Origin of the sequence: Algoriphagus sp. NF, assembly GCF_028823735.1 — a bacterium.
GTDB lineage: Bacteria > Bacteroidota > Bacteroidia > Cytophagales > Cyclobacteriaceae > Algoriphagus > Algoriphagus marincola.
This window is the reverse complement of record NZ_JAPEIB010000027.1, coordinates 1-19,225: the sequence shown is the minus strand read 5'-3', so window position 1 is coordinate 19,225 and position 19,225 is coordinate 1. Positions and strand designations below refer to the sequence as shown.

The 19,225-nt window shown below is 43.6% G+C and carries 18 protein-coding genes; 14 read left to right on the top strand and 4 right to left on the bottom strand.

The annotated features are described in order from the left end of the window. The first annotated feature begins 41 nt into the window (after positions 1 to 41). From OU792_RS13055 to OU792_RS13030, 6 genes are read left to right on the top strand one after another with little or no spacing between them, the layout of a single operon-like run. Positions 42 to 914: a heme/hemin ABC transporter substrate-binding protein gene (locus tag OU792_RS13055; protein ID WP_274670406.1), complete on the top strand. Its 873-nt coding sequence runs from the start codon at positions 42 to 44 to the stop codon at positions 912 to 914. Continuing rightward, positions 911 to 1,972, top strand: coding sequence for a FecCD family ABC transporter permease (locus OU792_RS13050; RefSeq protein ID WP_274670405.1), 1,062 nt, complete (start codon positions 911 to 913; stop codon positions 1,970 to 1,972). The genes OU792_RS13055 and OU792_RS13050 overlap by 4 nt, the downstream gene beginning before the upstream one ends. After that, positions 1,972 to 2,781, top strand: a complete 810-nt coding sequence (locus OU792_RS13045; protein ID WP_274670404.1) for a heme ABC transporter ATP-binding protein — start codon at positions 1,972 to 1,974, stop codon at positions 2,779 to 2,781. The genes OU792_RS13050 and OU792_RS13045 overlap by 1 nt, the downstream gene beginning before the upstream one ends. Continuing rightward, the gene (locus OU792_RS13040) at positions 2,778 to 3,824 is read left to right on the top strand and encodes a hemin-degrading factor (protein WP_274670403.1); all 1,047 of its coding nucleotides are present in this window, start codon (positions 2,778 to 2,780) and stop codon (positions 3,822 to 3,824) included. The genes OU792_RS13045 and OU792_RS13040 overlap by 4 nt, the downstream gene beginning before the upstream one ends. Before the next feature lie 42 nt (positions 3,825 to 3,866). Beyond that, positions 3,867 to 6,164 (top strand): TonB-dependent receptor, encoded by a 2,298-nt coding sequence (locus tag OU792_RS13035; RefSeq protein WP_274670402.1) that lies wholly within the window; start codon positions 3,867 to 3,869, stop codon positions 6,162 to 6,164. A 27-nt stretch (positions 6,165 to 6,191) separates the two neighbouring features. Next, on the top strand, positions 6,192 to 6,800 hold the full coding sequence (locus OU792_RS13030; protein ID WP_274670401.1) for an HmuY family protein: 609 nt from the start codon (positions 6,192 to 6,194) through the stop codon (positions 6,798 to 6,800). A 50-nt stretch (positions 6,801 to 6,850) separates the two neighbouring features. Here OU792_RS13030 and OU792_RS13025 read toward each other — a convergent pair whose 3' ends face one another. After that, positions 6,851 to 7,447: a C40 family peptidase gene (locus tag OU792_RS13025; protein ID WP_342453737.1), complete on the bottom strand. Its 597-nt coding sequence runs from the start codon at positions 7,445 to 7,447 to the stop codon at positions 6,851 to 6,853. Positions 7,448 to 7,515: 68 nt separating this feature from the next. Here OU792_RS13025 and OU792_RS13020 point away from each other — a divergent pair, with 68 nt between their 5' ends. Both OU792_RS13020 and OU792_RS13015 read left to right on the top strand, forming a co-directional pair. Then, positions 7,516 to 8,862, top strand: a complete 1,347-nt coding sequence (locus tag OU792_RS13020) for an MBL fold metallo-hydrolase (RefSeq protein ID WP_274670400.1) — start codon at positions 7,516 to 7,518, stop codon at positions 8,860 to 8,862. Positions 8,863 to 9,004: 142 nt separating this feature from the next. After that, positions 9,005 to 9,244, top strand: a complete 240-nt coding sequence (locus OU792_RS13015; RefSeq protein WP_026948017.1) for a hypothetical protein — start codon at positions 9,005 to 9,007, stop codon at positions 9,242 to 9,244. 91 nt (positions 9,245 to 9,335) lie between these two features. Here OU792_RS13015 and OU792_RS13010 read toward each other — a convergent pair whose 3' ends face one another. Next, positions 9,336 to 11,495 (bottom strand): S9 family peptidase, encoded by a 2,160-nt coding sequence (locus tag OU792_RS13010; RefSeq protein WP_446698901.1) that lies wholly within the window; start codon positions 11,493 to 11,495, stop codon positions 9,336 to 9,338. 157 nt (positions 11,496 to 11,652) lie between these two features. Here OU792_RS13010 and OU792_RS13005 point away from each other — a divergent pair, with 157 nt between their 5' ends. The 3 genes from OU792_RS13005 (at position 11,653) to OU792_RS12995 (ending at position 15,482) form a co-directional block, all read left to right on the top strand. After that, a complete protein-coding gene (locus OU792_RS13005; protein ID WP_274670398.1) occupies positions 11,653 to 12,639 on the top strand; it encodes a D-alanine--D-alanine ligase in 987 nt (328 codons plus the stop codon). A gap of 326 nt (positions 12,640 to 12,965) precedes the next feature. Beyond that, positions 12,966 to 14,129: an AIR synthase related protein gene (locus OU792_RS13000; protein WP_134201471.1), complete on the top strand. Its 1,164-nt coding sequence runs from the start codon at positions 12,966 to 12,968 to the stop codon at positions 14,127 to 14,129. A gap of 3 nt (positions 14,130 to 14,132) precedes the next feature. Further along, a complete protein-coding gene (locus OU792_RS12995) occupies positions 14,133 to 15,482 on the top strand; it encodes a neutral/alkaline non-lysosomal ceramidase N-terminal domain-containing protein (protein WP_274670397.1) in 1,350 nt (449 codons plus the stop codon). Here OU792_RS12995 and OU792_RS12990 read toward each other — a convergent pair. Both OU792_RS12990 and OU792_RS12985 read right to left on the bottom strand, forming a co-directional pair. After that, entirely contained in the window at positions 15,479 to 16,072 is a 594-nt protein-coding gene (locus tag OU792_RS12990; protein WP_274670396.1) for a class I SAM-dependent methyltransferase, read from the bottom strand. The two genes, OU792_RS12995 and OU792_RS12990, sit on opposite strands and share 4 nt — an antisense overlap. A gap of 4 nt (positions 16,073 to 16,076) precedes the next feature. Further along, the gene (locus tag OU792_RS12985; protein WP_274670395.1) at positions 16,077 to 16,907 is read right to left on the bottom strand and encodes a hypothetical protein; all 831 of its coding nucleotides are present in this window, start codon (positions 16,905 to 16,907) and stop codon (positions 16,077 to 16,079) included. A gap of 90 nt (positions 16,908 to 16,997) precedes the next feature. Here OU792_RS12985 and OU792_RS12980 point away from each other — a divergent pair, with 90 nt between their 5' ends. The 3 genes from OU792_RS12980 (at position 16,998) to OU792_RS12970 (ending at position 19,082) form a co-directional block, all read left to right on the top strand. Further along, complete coding sequence (locus OU792_RS12980; protein WP_274670394.1) at positions 16,998 to 17,633, top strand: GDSL-type esterase/lipase family protein; 636 nt, start codon at positions 16,998 to 17,000, stop codon at positions 17,631 to 17,633. 91 nt (positions 17,634 to 17,724) lie between these two features. Next, on the top strand, positions 17,725 to 18,939 hold the full coding sequence (locus OU792_RS12975; RefSeq protein WP_274670393.1) for a 6-bladed beta-propeller: 1,215 nt from the start codon (positions 17,725 to 17,727) through the stop codon (positions 18,937 to 18,939). 20 nt (positions 18,940 to 18,959) lie between these two features. After that, the gene (locus tag OU792_RS12970; RefSeq protein WP_262900077.1) at positions 18,960 to 19,082 is read left to right on the top strand and encodes a hypothetical protein; all 123 of its coding nucleotides are present in this window, start codon (positions 18,960 to 18,962) and stop codon (positions 19,080 to 19,082) included. Positions 19,083 to 19,225: the final 143 nt, after the last annotated feature.

The window sequence follows — 19,225 nt, the reverse complement described above, 5'->3', positions numbered from 1 at the left end:
GCAATTACTTTTGAGTCGTTATTTCAATTCAATCTAAATAAATGAGAAAGCTATTTGCTTCTTTAACCATCCTTCTAGCGGCTTTTGCCTGTGGCAGCCCTGAAAAATCTGTCGAGTCTATTGAGACTTCACTTCCCAAAATCATTACTGCCGGGGGGACTATCAGTGAAATTGTGGTTGGTCTGGGACTCGGTGACCAAATCATTGCGACAGATCGTACTTCTACGTATCCTGAATCGCTTCAAAGCCTGCCTAGCATTGGATACCGAAATCAAATCAAAGCAGAAGGGATTCTTTCCTTGGGCCCCGATATGATTCTGGTGGAAGAAGGCTACCTCAATGAAGAAGTAATCGCTCAGATTCAAAGTATCTCAACGATCAAACTGGAAGTCTTTCCTAAGACACAATCAAAAGAGGAAACCATTGCCCTGATCCAACAGATCGCCGCTTTTTTTGAGATGGAAGATCAAGGACAGGCAATGATTGCAGAACTCGAACAAGACCTACAAAACCTGAACGATTTTCTTTCCAATTCAAAACCAAATGGGAAAGCCGCCTTTGTAATGGCTAGAGGACCTGAGTCTTTATTCATCGCTGGTGATGGAAGTTTTTCTGAGTCCATCTTCGGAATCGCTGGCGTGGAGCAGGTAGAAACAAATTTTGAAGATTTTGTGCCACTTACTCCCGAGGCTTTAATCAGCCTAAATCCGGATTACTTAATCCTATTCGAATCAGGTCTCGAAAGCCTGGGAGGAAAATCCGGCTTGACCAAAATACCCGGAATCACCGAAACTACGGCTTTTCAAAAAGATCAAATCATCGCCATGGATGGACTTTACCTATCTGGTTTTGGTCCGAGAGTGGGAAAAGCAGCGCTTGAACTCGCAAAAGCAACAAGAACGCTAAAAAATTGATCGCTGGACTCTCCATATCGAAGAATTCCTATCAGGTACTAGTGCTTTCAGTTCTGGGAGGAGCATTGGTATTAATTATGCTGCTTTCTCTGTCACTTGGAGCCTATGCCATTCCTTTCTCCTCGGTTCTAAGCATTTTGGGAGAGCAATTTGGATTAAGCTTGGAAGAAGTAGACCGAAGTGCAGCTAACGTACTCCTGCAAATCAGACTTCCTCGCATTATCATCACCTTATTAATAGGTGGTGGATTGGGCATAGCCGGAGCAGCACTTCAGGGCTTGTTTAGAAATCCACTGGTAGAGCCTGGTTTAATCGGAGTCAGCAGTGGCAGTGCACTTTTTGCAGTGGTTTTCATTGTCTTGATCCCCGGTCTTGCGGGTAGCAGTAATTTGATTCAAAATCTAGGAATGCCGCTTTTCGCCTTCTTGGGTGGATTGACGCATGTTTGGGCTGTCTATCAATTGGCCAGAACTCAAGGAAGGACAGATACAGCAACTCTGATTTTAGCAGGTGTTGCCATTAATGCCCTTGCCGGTGCATTGATTGGCCTCACGCTATTCTTTGCTGATGATTCCGCATTGCGAAGCTTTACCTTCTGGAGTTTAGGAGATTTGGGAGCCTCCTCTTGGAGCAAATTCCCCGTAGCGATTTCCCTCATTGGCATTCCTTCGATCATGCTGATGCTGGAATATCGAAATCTGAATGCCCTTTCTCTCGGCGAGCGGGAAGCCTTTCACATGGGAATTTCCGTACAGCGTGTCAAAATAAAAATATTGATCCTCTCCGCACTGATCGTGGGCGTGGGAGTATCCCTTGCGGGTATGATCGGCTTCGTCGGGCTAGTCGTTCCGCATTTGATACGAATAGGATTTGGAGCTAATCACCGCTTGGTATTACCGGCCTCTTTTCTGCTGGGTGCCATTTTATTAAATGTAGCTGACCTGATGGCTAGAACAGTCGTCTCACCGGCTGAATTACCTATTGGGGTTTTGACGGCACTGATTGGTGCTCCTTTCTTTATTTATCTGATTTTCAAACTCAACAAAAACAACCAATAATGCTGCAAGCCGAGGACATCCATTTTTGTATTAGACAGCGGCCTATCGTCAAGAAGGCAAGCATATCCGTCAATCCAGGCGAAATTCTTGCAGTCTTAGGCCCCAATGGTGCAGGAAAATCTACCCTATTCAAAATCCTTGCAGGGGAAATCTCCTGCACCCGAGGCCAGGTAGATTACAATGGCCAAAACCTACGGGCTCTAAAAACCCAACAATTGGCCAGTGTTCGGGCAGTGATGCCGCAGCATTCTACGGTAAGCTTTCCATTCACCGCCCGAGAGGTGGTTGAGTTGGGCCTGCCGAAAGATTCCAAGAAGAATTCAGAGAAAAATATCCGTGAAGTCATGGAGCTGACAAAAGTCCAACACTTGGAAGACCGGCTCTATCAACAGCTTTCTGGAGGGGAAAAGCAGCGCGTGCAGCTGGCCAGAGTGCTAATCCAGATTTGGGAGAAAAAGCCCTTCCCACGTTACTTGCTTTTGGACGAACCAACCTCAAGCCTAGACATTTCCCAGCAGCACATTGTCTTGGATATTCTTAAAAAACTAAAATCTCAAAATATAGGCGTATTGATCGTACTGCATGACCTGAATCTAGCAGCACATTACGCAGATCGAATTGCCATTGTAAAAGATGGATTGATCGCCGGAGTAGGCAAAGTGGAGGAAGTCTATTCCGAAGCCCTCCTTTCTGAAGTCTTTGATCATCCGATCAGACTGGTCAAAGATCAAGAAACTCAGCAAATCCTCGTCAGTAGCAATTCCGCTTTTCATTCAGAATTAAAAATATCAAAACAAGCACAAGCATGAACACCGCAATCGAAACTTCCACTCTCAAGCAAGCTTGGGAAAACTTAAAAGAGCAAGAGCCAAAACTTCGAATTCGTGACGCTGCCAAAAAATTAGGCGTTTCTGAAGCCGAATTGTTAGCAACAGGAGTCGGTGAAAATGTGATCCGACTATCCGAAGACTTTGTGGAACAGCTTGAAAAATTTCCAAAACTGGGTCGGGTGATGTCCTTGACACGAAATGAAGGCTGTGTATTGGAGCATAAAGGCACTTTCCAAAAGATCGAGATACATCAAGCTGGCCCTCAGAAAATCGCTACGGTAATCGGACCAATTGAGCAGCGAGTATTCTTCGGAGGATGGAAATTTGGCTTTGCGGTAGTTTCAGATACTCCACGTGGCCCAATGTTTAGTCTTCAGTATTTTGACAAAGCAGGTGATGCCGTGATGAAGGTATTTTTGCAAGAGGATTCTGATTTTGACTTCTCTGAAGAATTGGTCAAAGCACATACCCACGCGAACCAGACCTCTGATTTGGTAACTGAGACTTTTGAAAAAGCAGAATACGTCAGCAAGGAAGACTTGGATTTTGAAAGCTTCAGTTCCGATTGGGAAAATATGAAAGACACCCATGATTTCTTCGGAATGCTTCGCAAATATAAATTGAACAGACTCAATGCAGTCGAATGGATCGATGATAAGTGGGCTTATGAAGTGGATCGGCTTTCTGTAAGAAAAGTGGTTGAAGTTGCTGCTGAAATCAAGTTACCTATCATGATTTTTGCTGGAAACAAAGGCAATATTCAAATCCACCAAGGAAAGGTAAAAACCATCAAGCAATTGGGAGATTGGCTCAATGTCATGGATCCGGAATTTAATATGCACCTCAATGAATCCGTTGTGGACCGTGCCTTCGTAGTTCATAAAAATACGACCGAAGGATTGGTCTCTGCTCTCGAGCTTTTTGATGTGGAAGGAGAAATGGTGGCTCAGTTCTTTGGATTGCGCAAACCTGGAATTCCTCAAAAGCCCGAATGGAAAGCAATTCTCGACAGTTTGAACTAAATCAAACAAGCGGAGCTACAACTCCGCTTAAATTTTAAACCTATGTTTAGAATTAATCTAATTAAAATAACAGCTATTTTTCTTCTAATTCCCCAACTTGTATTCGGGGCTTTTCAAGAGGGGGAAAAGATTATTCTGGATGAGAAGGGTAATCCAATTCCCTTCGCCCTAGTCAAAGTGGACGGCCAAAAGCCTTTGTCTGTGGATGAAAATGGGCAGGTAGATTCTCCTTCAAAAGGTGATCGAGTGGTGGTTTTTGCACTCGGCTATGAAACCCAGCAGCTCACTTGGGAAGAGTGGCTAGCATCCGAGAAAATTATTCTTCAAGAGAAAACAGGAAATCTTCAAGAAGTAGTAGTGGCAGCCACACGAACTGAGCGAAGTGTGGAAGACCTTCCCATGCCGGTGACTGTCTTGAATACAGAGAAAATTCAGGAAACAGGGGGAATGCGCCTTTCGGAAATTTTGCGTGAGCAAACTGGCCTCCAAATCGCCTCCGACCATGGCGCAGGACTGCAGATGCAAGGGCTCGACTCTGATTACATCCTGATTCTTTTAGATGGCGAACCATTGATCGGTCGTACAGCAGGCACCTTTGATTTAGACCGCATCTCCGTTTCCAATATTGAGCGAATCGAGATTCTTCGGGGCCCATCCAGTGCCTTGTATGGAAGTGAAGCCATGGCTGGCGTGGTCAATATCATCACCAAAAATAACTCGGGACAGCGCAAAGCAGATATCGCGCTACGCCATCGGTCTTTCAACAGTTGGAACCCATCGCTCGAACTCGGTACCGGAGGAGAAAAGTGGGATGCAAATGTATTTCTGGACCACTTCCAAACGGAGGGTTTTGACTTGACTCCAGAAACTATCGGACAAACTCAAAACCCCTACCAGGCTACTACCGCTCAGGTAAAAATCAATGGGGAGTTAGCTCCAAAATGGGATTTGAGTCTATTCGTCCGAGGCTATTCAGAAACTTCAGACGGTCTGATGCAAACAGGCGGCGAAGGCAATCCTGAGCTTTTGGAAATGGATAATGCTCGCCGGGACGTCAACCTCAACCCTACTCTTCGATTCAAGCCTAATGAAAAATGGCTATTTACTCTCCGCGGAATGAGTTCTTGGTTTAGCACGAATTCAACCACCCAATTTCAATCCAGCGGAGAAGTTTTCGACCTGCAGGACTTCCAGCAGTTATATCACCGAACCGAACTTCAGACAGACTATCAAATCAGAGCCAATCAGCTTTTGACACTAGGCTTGGGGCAATTGATCGAGACGGTAGAAGCGACTCGATACGATGATTTAAATCGCTTTGACGCAGGATATTTCTTCCTGCAGCATCAATGGGACCCCGGGCAGCGGGTAAACATCGTTTCTGGTTTGAGGGCTGACTTTCACAGTCAATATGGCAACCGACTCAGCCCAAAAGTTTCTGGACAGTACAAGATTTCTGAAAAACTCAGTTGGCAGGCATCTGTCGGGGCAGGCTTCAAAGCTCCTGATTTCCGCCAACTCCTCTTGAACTTTAACAATGCTGCTTCGGGATACTATGTCTTTGGAGCGACTTTAGCCCAAGAAGGAATTACAAGACTTCAAGAGCAAGGCCTGGTGGCCCAAATATTATTCGACCCATCTACCTTGGGGGATTTGCAGGCCGAGACTTCCTGGGCTTTCAATACAGGATTTAGATGGAAAGCTAGCGAAAGAGCCAACCTTCAGGTAAACGCCTTCAGAAATGCCATTGACAATCTGATTGAAACGGCGCCGATTGCCCAGCTAAACACGGGACAGAATGCATTCTCCTATTTCAATGTGCGGAGTGTCATCACCCAGGGAGTAGAAGTAGACGCCTCCTATCAAGTACTCGAAAACTTATCTCTGAGTGCAGGTTATGCCTTTTTGGATACTCGTGATTTGGATGTGGTGGACCGAATTGAGAATGGGGAAGTTTTCAAGCGAAATAGCCAAAATCAAACCAGAAGGGTCACGCTTGAAGATTACGGTGGCCTGTTCAACCGAAGTCGCCATAGCGGAAACTTCAAGATCAATTACCGAGAGTTGAACACCGGAATTGACTGGGCCTTGCGCGCCATTTACCGAGGAAAGTTTGGCTTTGCTGACCGCAATGGAAATCTCATCCTCGACGATGAGAGCGAGTATGCAGATGGTTGGGTTTCGGTCAATCTTACTGCCTCCAAAACCCTTTCGAACGGGATATTCTTCGAAGCCGGCGGAACCAATTTATTGAATACAGCCACGCCTGCACAACCCAATAATCCCGGCCGAGTGCTTTTCCTGGGGATTAAAATTCCAGTATTAAACCTTACAAACTAATAGATTAAATAAAACCAAGTAAAACAAATGAAAACTATCCAAAAACTCCTATTTACAGCAGCTATTTCAAGCTTCTTGTTTTCTTGCGACAGCAATGATGATCAACTACCCATTGTTCCTTTGGAAGCAACTTTGGTAGAGGATTTAGCTGCACCCAATGATGTCATTGACAGGACTACTGGAGAAGTGACTGAAGAGCGACCTTTCCAGTTTTTCAGCCTAGAACAGAATGCCCTAGTATCTGAAAACGAAGATTGGGATTTAGCATTCAAAGGAACGACCATTCGGGTTAACAGCAGTAAAAATGTAAGTGCAGCTGTGGTTAATGGTATCTTTGAAGAAATCACCGAAGTGCCTGCAAATGCCACCTTTGCTACCGATACAGAGAATAGTTTTGCGATCCCTACAGGAAGCGGAAGCGGTTGGTACAACTACAACCCAGCTACTTTCACCGTGACACCTATTCCAGGTCGAGTTATTTTGGTGCAAACCACAGCCGGCAACTACAGTAAAATCGAAATTCTCAGCTATTACAAAGGAAACCCACCTGCAGATCAGATCAACCCAATGACCACTCCGAGTGCTCATTATACCTTCCGGTATGTGTTGAGGCCTGATGGCACTACAAATCTTTAATTTTAATTCATGGGGCTATATACGAAAAAGGAGCGCTTCGGCGCTCTTTTTTATTCCAGCAATCTTCTTGCAAATAAAAAAGCCTTGTTCCAATAGCGATTGCTCAGATAATCCTCCGATACGCCGAGTGAAGTAGATGCATGGATAAAGCGAATATCTCCCTTATTCACTTCCGTGACGATTCCTGCGTGGGTCACTCTTTTTTTCCGCCTGCTTGTTGCAAAAAAAAGCACATCTCCGGGTTTTAAGTCTCTAGTATTGACTTTTACGCCTTGTTTGGCCTGATCTGCGGACATGCGAGGCAAATTGATCCCCACTGAATAAAATGAGTGGAAAAGTAAGGCCGAACAATCCATTCCTGCCCTTGTCGTCCCTCCAAACTTATAGGGGGTGCCGTAATAGGATTTTGCTGTACTGATGACCTTGAAAGCCGGGTCATCTTTTGCTACTTTTGAAGACTTGCAGGAGGCAAATACAAAAACGAATAAAAAAATTAAGGCCCAATTGATTCCGAGGCGATTCTGAATAGAAAAATTCCGATAGTTCATGGAACCAATTTTAAAGACTAATCCTTTGTGATGCAATGCTTTTTCAGAAATATTATCGAATAGAAATCGCAACCTGATTAGAAGGATGTTACGTGACATGCATCACCAAAACTGACTTTTGTCAGGTTTTACCTTTGTGGTATCAATTCAGAAAAAACTTATACAACATGAATATCCAACAATTTTATGACGAAGGCTTGGCACATGCCAGCTATGCCATTTTAAGTGAAGGAAAAGTAGCACTCGTAGATCCAGGGAGAAATCCTCAGCAGTACTACGATTTTGCGGAAGCAAATAATGCAAAAATCGTTGCGGTTATCGAAACGCACCCGCATGCTGACTTCGTAAGTTCTCACCTTGAATTTCATCAAAATGAGGATGCAACAATCTATGTTTCTAAGCTTGTAGGAGCAGAATACCCACATACAGGATTTGACGAGGGAGATTCTTTTCAAATGGGTAAGGTTACTTTCCACTCCATTCATACTCCAGGTCACTCTCCAGATTCTATCAGTATCTTATTGAAAGATGAAAATGGAAAAGACCATGCATTATTCTCTGGAGACACCCTTTTCATCGGAGACGTAGGACGACCTGACTTGCGTGAAAAAGCTGGTAACATGAAAGCTCAGCGTGAGGAATTGGCGAAAATGATGTTCCACACGGTACAAGACAAATTGAAGCCTTTGGCGGACGATGTCATTGTATATCCAGCACATGGTGCAGGTTCGCTTTGTGGTAAAAACCTCAGTGATGCCCGTCAGTCAACCATCGGTGAGCAGCGAGCAACTAACTGGGCATTTGGAGATGTAGACGAGCAGACTTTTGTGAGTTCTCTTCTAGAAGGACAGCCGCACATCCCAAAATACTTTGGCTACGATGTAGATATGAACAAAAAAGGTGCTCCTGCCTACCAGCGATCAATTTCTCAGGTGAGCATTTGGCCAGCAGGTTCTGCCATTCCAGAGGGAGCCTTGGTAATTGATAGCCGCGAGCAGGACATGTTCCGTGCAGGACATGTACCAGGAGCGATCAATATCATGAACGGAGGAAAATTTGAAACTTGGTTGGGATCCATCGTAGGACCTGAGGAGAAGTTTTTCTTGGTAGCAGATACAGAAGCTGAGTTGGAGATTTTGATCTTCAAAGCTGCAAAAATCGGCTACGAACAATTGATCAAAGGTGCAGTAGTCAATCCAGCAGGAATGACTGCCACCGGAGAAGAATTTGATGTAGAAGCATTCAAGATGAACCCAGATGCTTACACCATCGTGGATATCCGAAGTGCTGACGAGCACATAAACACTCCGATTTTCGAGTCTAGTATTAATATTCCTCTTCATGAATTGCGTGAGCGAGCAAATGAAATTCCAGCTGAAAAGCCAGTTTTGGTACACTGTGCAGGTGGATACCGCTCGGCTGCCGGATCAAGCATCGTATCAGGCGAAATGAATAATACGGAAGTATTGGACTTTAGTGAGGCTATCAAGGACTTCCAAGAAGCCGTACACTAAGTACAACTAAACCAACAATCAAAGCCCCAAGAAAACTATCTTGGGGCTTTTTGCTTTTGGAATATTTCACGGACTAATTCAAAAAATCACGCATTCCCCGAACCATTTTGATTAATTTGGAGTCAGAAGTAAAAACAAGTTCATGAGCCGAGAAGAATTCAGCGATATGCCTCTACACCAAAAGATCAAGACCCTCTACCTAGAGGGGACTTTTGTGGTGGCTATTCGCTATTACCGGCACAAGGTGAATCTGTATCTGTTGGAAAATGATTACGTAGAGGTTTTTTATAATCACAAGGAAGACAAGATTGATAAAATTGACTTTTTACCCCGGGACCACAGCCGGATGAAGTTTTATCTTGATCAGATTAAGTTGGCTTGATTTCTCGCGAAGGTGCCACGGCGCAAAGTGTTTTTCACAAAAAAACCGCAGAACTCAGGCCCTGCGGTTTTCTGTCTTTTTTTAAAATCAATTACAGTTTTCGCTTCAAGAAATCCGTCATTTGGGTGTACAAATGCCAAGTGGTATTGCCTCCGTAGATTCCGTGGTTTCGGTTTGGATAATAGAAGGTCTCAAACTGCTTATCCGCCGTAATTAAGGCATCAACCAAATCCACCGTGTTTTGGAAATGAACATTATCATCACCCGTACCATGAATCAGTAGAAAATTCCCTTTTAACTTGTTCACATGAGTGATCGGGCTATTGTCATCATAGCCTGCAGGATTGAGTTGCGGTGTCTGAAGATAGCGCTCAGTGTAAATCGTATCGTAGTATCTCCAAGTGGTTACCGGGGCAACGGCAATAGCTGCTTTAAACACATCATTACCGATCATTAAGGAAAGGGAAGACATGTATCCTCCATAAGACCAACCCCAGATGCCGATTCGGCCCGGATCTACGAAGGATTGCTTCGCAAAATATTTAGCTCCTTCTATCTGATCTATAGTTTCTAATTTCCCAAGATTCGCGTAGGTCGAATGCTTGAAGTCACGGCCACGGGCTCCTGTGCCACGGTTGTCTACACAAGCTACGATATAACCCTCAGCCACCAAAGCCTGATGCCAAAAGTCACGGGTACCACCCCAAGAGTTCAATACATTCTGAGACCCTGGACCTCCATAGACATACATCAATACTGGATATTTTTTATTCGGGTCAAAATCTGCCGGCTTGATCATATAGCCGTTCAGTGAAGTACCATCCACAGTAGGAAAAGTGAAAAACTCCTTCTTTCCAAGAGCATAATCTTTCAGGGTTTCCTCCAACTCGGCATTTTCTTCCAACGTTTTTACAGGCATACCGTTCGCCTCGCAAAGCACTACTTTTTGCGGAATCTCAGTAGTAGAGAAATAATCGATAAAGAAACGATGATCCGGACTCATATTGATTCGGTGCGTACCGGATAGTGGAGTTAGGGATTTTTTGTTTTTACCATTCAAATCTATCACGTAGAAGTTTCGCTCAAGCGGAGAAGCTTCAGTGGACACAAAGTAGATCTTCTTCCCTTTTTCATCCACTCCTACCAACTCGGTAACTTCCCAGTTACCTGTAGTAATTTGCTTAATCAAGCTTCCATCCATAGCATGATGATAGATATGCTTGAAGCCATCCTGCTCCGATGTTCGAATAAAGCTTTTCCCATCACTCAGATATTGGAGATTATCATTGTAATTCAAATCCACATAGGTCTCTGATTTCTCCGAAAGAATCAATTTACTTTCTCCAGTTCTGGCATTAGCATGAAAAAGATCCAATTGGTTTTGAAGACGGTTTAGCCGAATAAATGCCAATTGGTTGGGATCTTGTGTCCAGTAGATTCGGGGAAGGTAAATATCAGTCTCTGAACCAGCATCCATTTTCTGGATATTACCAGATGTCAAATCATAGACATGAATACTAACCTCCGCATTCTTTTCTCCTGCTTTGGGATATTTGAATCGGTAGTCGGCCGGATAGAGCGGCCCCCAGAGTTGCATATTAAACTCAGGAACACTGGTCTCATCAAAGCGGATAAATGCGATTTTCTTCCCATCTGGAGACCATTTGAAAGCCTGTGCCATAGAAAACTCCTCTTCATAGACCCAATCTGCAGCTCCGTTGATGATTTTGTTCCATTGGCCATCTTGAGTGATTTGGGTCATTTCATTGCTTGACAAATCGACCATGAATAGGTCATTATCCTTGACAAAAGCGACCTTGTTATTGTCAGGTGAAAGTGTTGCGTAAGAGATTTTCTCTCCATCTGCGAGTTGCTGCTTTTCGCCAGTAGCCATATCAACCACATAGAATATCCCCTTGCTCGATCTTCGGTAGATAGACTCCACATCAGATGCAATCAGCGCTTTGGACTCATCCGTATTGAAGGAATAGGAAGTAAATTTGACTCCAAGCGCCCTACCATCTAATAGGACTGCTTCTTCCTCTCCAGTTGCAAGATTGATCTTGACCACCATGGGAGAGCCAGCCCGATTCACCAAACTGCTGTAAAATTGCCCATCTTTCATCCAGTTGATGCCATAGACAGATTTTTGGGAGAAGGTGCCTTTTTTAAAAACATCCTCAAGCGTTACTTTTTTTAAAGCCTGTGCTTGTAGCAAGGAGGCTGTGCTGATCAAAACCAGTAAAAGCATACCGGTCTTTTTCAAACTTTTAATCATATCAGAATTAATTTGGGGTAAATGCGTGAATTAACAGGGACGAATATAAGAAAATAAGGCGCTGAAGGGGCATTATCTTTGGAGGGTTTGGATAAATTAAGCTACTTCGCATATTCATTTTACTCCAGCTATGAAGAAAAAAATCGCCCTCGTTACAGGCGGATTTACCGGTGAGTCGGTGATCTCCTTGAAAAGTGCAGCAGTCGTGGAAAAAACCATAGACCGAACTCGATACGATGTCTATAAAATCCTAATTTATCCGAGTGATTGGCATTTTATCTGCGATTCTGGAGAAAAGATTCCAGTAGACCTCAATGATTTTTCTATCACTATTGGCGATGAAAAAATCACCTTTGACGGGGTGTTCAACATTCTTCATGGTTCACCAGGAGAGGACGGAAAGCTTGCCGGATATTTTGACATGTTGGGAATTCCCTACACGACCTGCGACCAACTCACCTCTGCCATCACGATGAACAAGGGCTATACCAAAGCGATTGTAGACGATATTCCTGAGCTTCACATCGCCAAATCGCTTCAATTATTTGCGAATACTCCTGAAAACAAAAGACGAATCGAATCTGAATTGACTCTGCCGCTTTTTATCAAACCGAATAATGGAGGAAGTTCGATAGGGATGAGCAAGGTGAAAACTTGGGAGGAACTTCCACAGGCTTTGGAAAGTGCCTTTGCCGAAGACAAACAGGTCTTGGTGGAGGAATTTGTATCCGGCAGAGAATTCTCGATAGGAGTTTTTCGGGGAAAAGGTACAATCACGGTCCTTCCTGCCACCGAAATCGTCAGCAGCAAGGAGTATTTTGATTTTGAGGCCAAGTATACCGCAGGAGTCACGGAGGAAATCACTCCAGGTCGAATGAACGAAGAAGAGGCAACGCGTGTCAGCCGAATCGTCGAGAAGGTCTACGAAAAGCTCAACTGCAAAGGAGCCGTGCGGATTGATTACTTTTTAGAGAAAGAAAGCGGGAAATTTTACTTTATCGAAATCAATACTGTTCCCGGGCAAACAGAAACAAGTTTGATCTCCCAACAAGTCCGAGCCATAGGCATGGAAGTGAAAGACTTTTACACCCAATTGATTGAGGAAATGTTTGAGTGAGGGGGAGGGTGAGTTGGAAGATGGAAGATGGAAGTTGGAAGTTGGGAGCTCGAAGTGCAAAGTCGGGAGTAATAAGAAAATAGTGAGTGGTAAGCAGCAAGTAGTGGATTATGATCATGGGGCAGCTCAAAATATCTCGTGGAACTTATCTTACTGAACGAAGTGAAGCATATCTTGCAGCAGGCCTTTTTCAACGAGCGAAGCGATATTAATTCAACCGTATTTCAACAAAGCGATATTTCACCAAATACATATTTCCCACAAATTCCTTCCTCAATGAATCGGAATACTTAACTTTGTTTATTGGTAACCAATCCCAAATCTCCATGAACGAGCGCTATATGCAGCGCGGTGTTTCCGCCTCCAAAGAAGATGTGCATCAGGCCATCGCGAACCTTGACAAAGGCCTTTTTCCAAAAGCATTCTGCAAAATCGTCGAAGACACACTGGGCAATGACCCGGAATACTGCAATATCATGCATGCAGATGGCGCAGGTACCAAGTCTTCCCTTGCATATCTCTATTGGAAAGAAACAGGAGACTTAAGTGTCTGGAAAGGGATTGCTCAGGATGCCATCATCATGAATACCGACGATCTGCTTTGTGTGGGTGCGATCAATAATATTCTTGTCTCCTCTACGATCGGCAGAAATAAAAACCTAATCCCCGGAGAAGTCATTTCAGCCATTATCGAAGGCACAGAAGAAGTACTTCAAATGCTTCGTGACAAAGGAGTCAATGCGGTACTAACCGGAGGAGAAACCGCCGATGTGGGCGACTTGGTGCGTACCGTGATTGTGGACAGTACGGTCACATGTCGCATGCGAAGAGAGGATGTCATCTCCAATGACAAAATTCAGGCAGGAGACGTCATTGTTGGTTTAGCTTCTTTTGGCAAATCCAACTATGAAACTGAATACAATGGTGGAATGGGAAGTAATGGACTAACCTCTGCCAGACATGATGTTTTCAATAAACTTTTGAAGACGAAGTATCCGGAATCTTATGACCCTGCAGTACCGGAAGACTTGATTTACACAGGGAAATTCAACCTGACTGATCCAGCACCTGGAGCTCCCTTGGATATGGGCAAGCTCGTACTTTCCCCTACCCGAACTTACGCCCCCATCATGGTGGACGTACTCAATTATTTGAGACCACATATTCACGGTTTGGTCCATTGTTCTGGAGGCGCACAAACCAAAGTGCTTCACTTCATCGAAAATCTCCATGTGATCAAAGACAACCTCTTTGAGACTCCTCCTCTTTTCAGAATCATTCAGGAAGAAAGCGGCACGGACTGGAAAGAAATGTACAAGGTTTTCAATATGGGACACCGAATGGAAGTTTACCTAGACGAGCGCTATGCCGAAGAAATCATCGATATCGCAGAATCCCACGGCGTAGAAGCTCAAATCATTGGTCGGGTCGAGGCATCTACCGAGAAAAAGGTAACAATCCATAGCCCTTATGGGACTTATGAATACTAATTCATGAACTGGAAATCTATTTTTATCACTTTTGGAAAGGTCCTGCTAGGGATCTTTCTGTTTTTGTTGCTGGTAGCAATTTTCACCCTTACTCGTGTAGATCGATCGCCAATCGAGGAGCAAGAATTTTATCAAAAAACCCTCCAAAGCCTTCAAGACTTACCTATTAAATCTACCCAAGGAAACCTTTGGCTAGCAGGATGGGCCAAGGCAAATATGACGCCCGCTAAGCCGATTGACTTAGTAGGATATGCACCAAGAGGACCTTATGATTTTGTTCAGGATAGCAGCTTTGTCAAGAGTATCTTCCTCAGCAATGGAAAAAGCAGCATTGCTTGGCTAAACCTAGAGCTTCTGATTGTCCATCCTCATTTGGCAAAATCCATAGAAACTGCGGTCAAAAAAGAGTTCCCGGAGATTTCCCAAGTGATTTTCACTGCTACCCATACACACTCCGGAATGGGGGGCTACATGCCGGGACCTGCCGGCGAACTTGCTTTTGGGGGATTCAAGGAAGAGATCGTCCAAATGATGACTGAGAAAAGTTTAGAGGCAATTGCTAAGGCAAAAATGGAGGTGGATACGGTTTCTATCACTTACCGAAAGGCAAATGCCGAAGAGCTGCTTGCCAACCGATTCATCAAAGATGGCCCAACTGATCCCTTTACCAGACAGTTGATTTTCACCAAAAAATCCGGAGAAAAAGCCACGCTTATCACCTACTCTGCCCATGCCACTTGTCTCAGCTCCAAATTCATGGGGCTTTCTGGGGACTATCCTTTCTACCTCATGAAAAGCCTGGAAGAAAAGGAGTTTGACTTTGCGCTTTTTGCTTCCGGAACAGTTGGTTCTCACCGCCCGATTGCCCCGGGCAATCAAGTGGAGGACATCATGAGTTATGCCAGCCAACTGGACTCCATCAATCGTCTCAAAATGACCCGATATGCCACGATCCGAAATACCAGTCTGAAAAATACCCGGTTGGATATTCAACTTCGGGAACCGCACCTTCGAATTTCGGACAATTGGAGAATTCGTCCCTGGCTTTTTGACTGGCTGGTAGGAGATACCAATGCACATTTCGATATCACACAAATCGGGAATACCTTAATGATCTCTTCTAGCGGTGAAATATCTGGGGTATTCTATGAAAAATGGGAAAAACTTGCCGAATCAAAAGGGCTAAACTTGATAATTACCACCTTCAACGGCGGCTATATCGGATACATTACGCCCGATGAACTCTACGACAAACACTTTCACGAAGTGCGGGAAATGAATTGGTATGGACCCGGAAATGGAAAGTACTTTGATGATATGATCACTAAAATCATCGAACAAAGCGGTATTTAAGCCTTTACCCAAACTTGCGCCCGAATCCAGCCATTTTTCCAAACTTTTTCTTCTTTCAAAATCCAGCCCTGAGCATTCAGCCAGGATGTGTGATCCGGAAGATCCTTTCGAGAATGTCCTGCTACCAGTCGAAAAAAAGCAATCATCAAAGCTGTGATAATAGACTGCCGGAATGAATTTGTTTTGAAAAAATCAGATAGGATCACTATTCCTCCGGACCTAAGATTTTGACCCACTTTATGAAGAAATTTGGGAATTTGATCATCTGTAATCGTGTCCAAAACAAAAGGCAGTAGAACTAGGTCAAAGGGTTCAGAACTTGGGAAATTACCCAAATGAAAAGAAAGCTTGCTGGATTGAAGGTTTTCTTTTGCCTTATTCAACATGGCTTCAGAAAGCTCCCAGTATTCACCAGAAAGTCGATCTTGAAGTTCCCGGTAGTCAAACCCTTCACCTCCACCAATTATTAGTGTTTTCCCAGAAAGATATTGACTCAAAAAATGGGCATTTGCATGAGATAGTTTCTTCCCAAAAACCAATCTTGAAAGAGGTCTGTAAATCCTTCCCACCAAACGGTATTGATCCTTCATCCCGCTAGAGTAAAATGAGCAATAAGAGCGGAAGTGAAAAAGCCCATTCCATACTTAGCCGCTTTTCTTCCAAAGTCCACTGAGATTTACGGAAAGTCAGCCAATGAATCAAAGTCATCGCTAAAAGAAAAACTCCAAAAATTTTGAAAAACGATGGGGCAAATAGCATGGTCAGAAAATTTCCTCCCAGAAGAACCGCACTGATAGCATAGGTGATCTTTTCTAAGCGATCAGCTCCGAAAGACCTTGCGGCAGAAAAAAAGCCAGCCTGCTGATCTTCTTCCAGATCCAAAAAAGACAAAATAAACAAGTTGTAAATAGCTAAGAGTAAATAGAGCGTGAAAAACACCCAAAACCAAAGCGTCCTATCTAAGGCATTCGCAGTCAGTAAGGGTAAAAATGAAATCCCCAATACGTAAAAGAATGCAATAGAGACCTCTTTCATCCATCCCCTCCCAAACTTCCAAATCACCATCCGAGCAAACAAAATAATAAGACCAAGTGCCAAGACCGACTTCATTACACTCCCCCAGCCAAACCACCAAAACCCTCCGATAAGACCTATAAAACCAATAAACAAAACTCCGAATATCAATACTTTTTTAGCCTTTTGATGAAAAAACCTTCTTGAAGAAAATAGTCGGTTTTCCTGTGCGTCGAGTACATGATCTAGATTATAGATGCTCCAAACGGCCATTCCCAAAAGAATGTAAGCGGGGAGTTCTATGGATACATGCAAGAGCTCCGAAAAAAACAGCATTCCAGCCATGGCGCCGGAAACCACATCCAAGGAAAGCCATGAAATCCACAAGAGCACTTTATTGAAAAATTGCATTCCGTAAAAATACAGGGACAAAGACCAGAAACAAGGAATTTTGATTGGCCAAAATTTCCTATTTTTCAAAAACCAAACCCATTAAACCTTATGATGAAATTAGTTTTATTCTTTCTATCCTTTGCCTTCTCAAGTGCTCTTCTTGCTCAAGAGCCAATCAAAATCGCCTGCGTGGGCAACTCTATCACACAAGGACCTGGTAGAGATCATCCGGACAGTTATCCCCTTCAAATGCAGGCTATTCTTGGTGATACCTATGAAGTCAAAAACTTTGGAGTCAGCGGAAGAACGCTTCTTCGAAAGGGCGACTTCCCTTATTGGAACGAACCGCAATTTCAGGAGGTAAAGGACTTTTCTCCGGACATTCTGGTGATCATGCTAGGCACCAATGATTCCAAGCCTCAAAATTGGGCTCACAGCTCAGAGTTTAAACAGGATTATTTGGATATGATCGCAGAATTCAAGGCCCATATGCCGAAAGACGGAAAAGTCTACGTGATCATGCCCGTGCCTGTGACTAAGGATAATTTTGGAATTACAGCAGATATCATGAACAATGAACAGCGAATGATGATCATCGATATCGTCAAGTCCAGCGGTTCTGAAATGATCGATTTGTACACTCCTTTGATGGATAAGGCAGATTTACTTCCAGATGGAGTCCATCCAAATACAGAAGGTTTGGGCATTATGGCAGCCACCGTCGCCAGAGCGATTAGACTATAAAATTCTTGAGAAAAAAGCCGGGAAATTTGAAACCTTCGCCGGCTTTTTTACTTTTACGTTTTTAGTATTTATTCTTCTAACTATTATTTAAATGAAGGTATATCCAATCTTACTTCTAGCTGTAATAATCGGTATTTCTTCCTGCAGTTCAAATTCTGAAAACGAACCAACCGACGAATTTCCAACTTTCGAAATCAATGATAGAATAATCCAGAGTCCAGAAGAAGCTTTGGGTGAAGTGGAATTTATCCCACTGAAAATACCGGAAGGGACACCGATCCAGTTTTTCGGCTTTGATCCGAATATGGCTGTCTCTGAAGATCGGATATTCTTGAATACCGATCCTTACATGAACCCCTCCATTCATGAATTTGACCTGGAAGGCAATCACATCCAATCAATCGCCAGAAAAGGTGGAGGACCAAATGAATATGAGAGTATAGACAAATTAGGATTAAATGCCGAGGGGAACTTAATGGTGGTTTCCAGGGCTTCGCTTTTGGAGTTTGATGAGAAACTAGATATTCAAAAAAGATTCAATCTCCGTCAAGTCGGCTCCTATTTCCTAATTGATTTTCATCCTCTCGATGAAAAAAAGTGGCTCGTTGCTTTAAGAGGAACAGACCCAGAGGAGGACGGCTTTTTCAAAAATTTTGCAGTTTTTATTAGTGACTCATTGTCCTATGACTTCCTAGACCTGAAATCCTACCCAGCTTCAGGAAGTGGAGAAGCGGGTTCACTGGTACCCTATGAAGAAGGGTTTTTGTTGAATTTCGGTGCTTCTGACACAATATTTTATTATTCAAAAGGTGACATTAAGCCAATCTTAAGTTTCAATTCGGGAGATAGGAGTATGCCACATGAAAGCCGGCTTCAACCAGAAGACAAGGCAGATGAAGAACTGGAGCGAATGATTGCCACGCAGACTTATGATTTTTACTTCGGCAATGTGGAAGTAGCCGGAGAGACCATCAATACGCAAGTTTTTGGAATTACACCAAAGCCATTAAGTCCTTCTGAACTGGAGGAAATGGAAGAAATACCGGCAGATTTTCCGGTTTATGAGCTTTTTTTCCATCCAAAAAAGCAGCAAATCAAAGCTTCGAAGATAGTCTCTGGTCTGGGAGGGATGCCCACTTCAGATGGAGAGTACTTCTACCGACTGCTCTACACTGAAACTTGGAATTCAATGCTGGAGTCAAAACATTTAGGAGAGAAACACACGCAGGCACTTCAGCTTGCTTCAGAGCAACTCGCCGACATGGAAGATCCAATTGTGATCCGATATAAAATCAAATGGGACTAAGCATTTTGAGGTGAAAAAGTATGAATATATGGAATCTTGCCAGTACCCAATTTACTTTGCTGATTTTGCTGGAAGCCGGAAGAATGAAGATCGAAGTAGCCGGAAGCGAAACCTTATGGCTTATTTCACTCCGTATTCTGTAATGTTTTCATATGTCTATAATTGATTTTCAAAGGTCATATGGAATCTCGCGGGGTTGATAGTGATACCAGTGTGTGATGCCCACATCATGCCTGCCTGTATTCTAAGGTTTAGGCAAGAAGAATTTCAGTTTTTTTTACGCGGC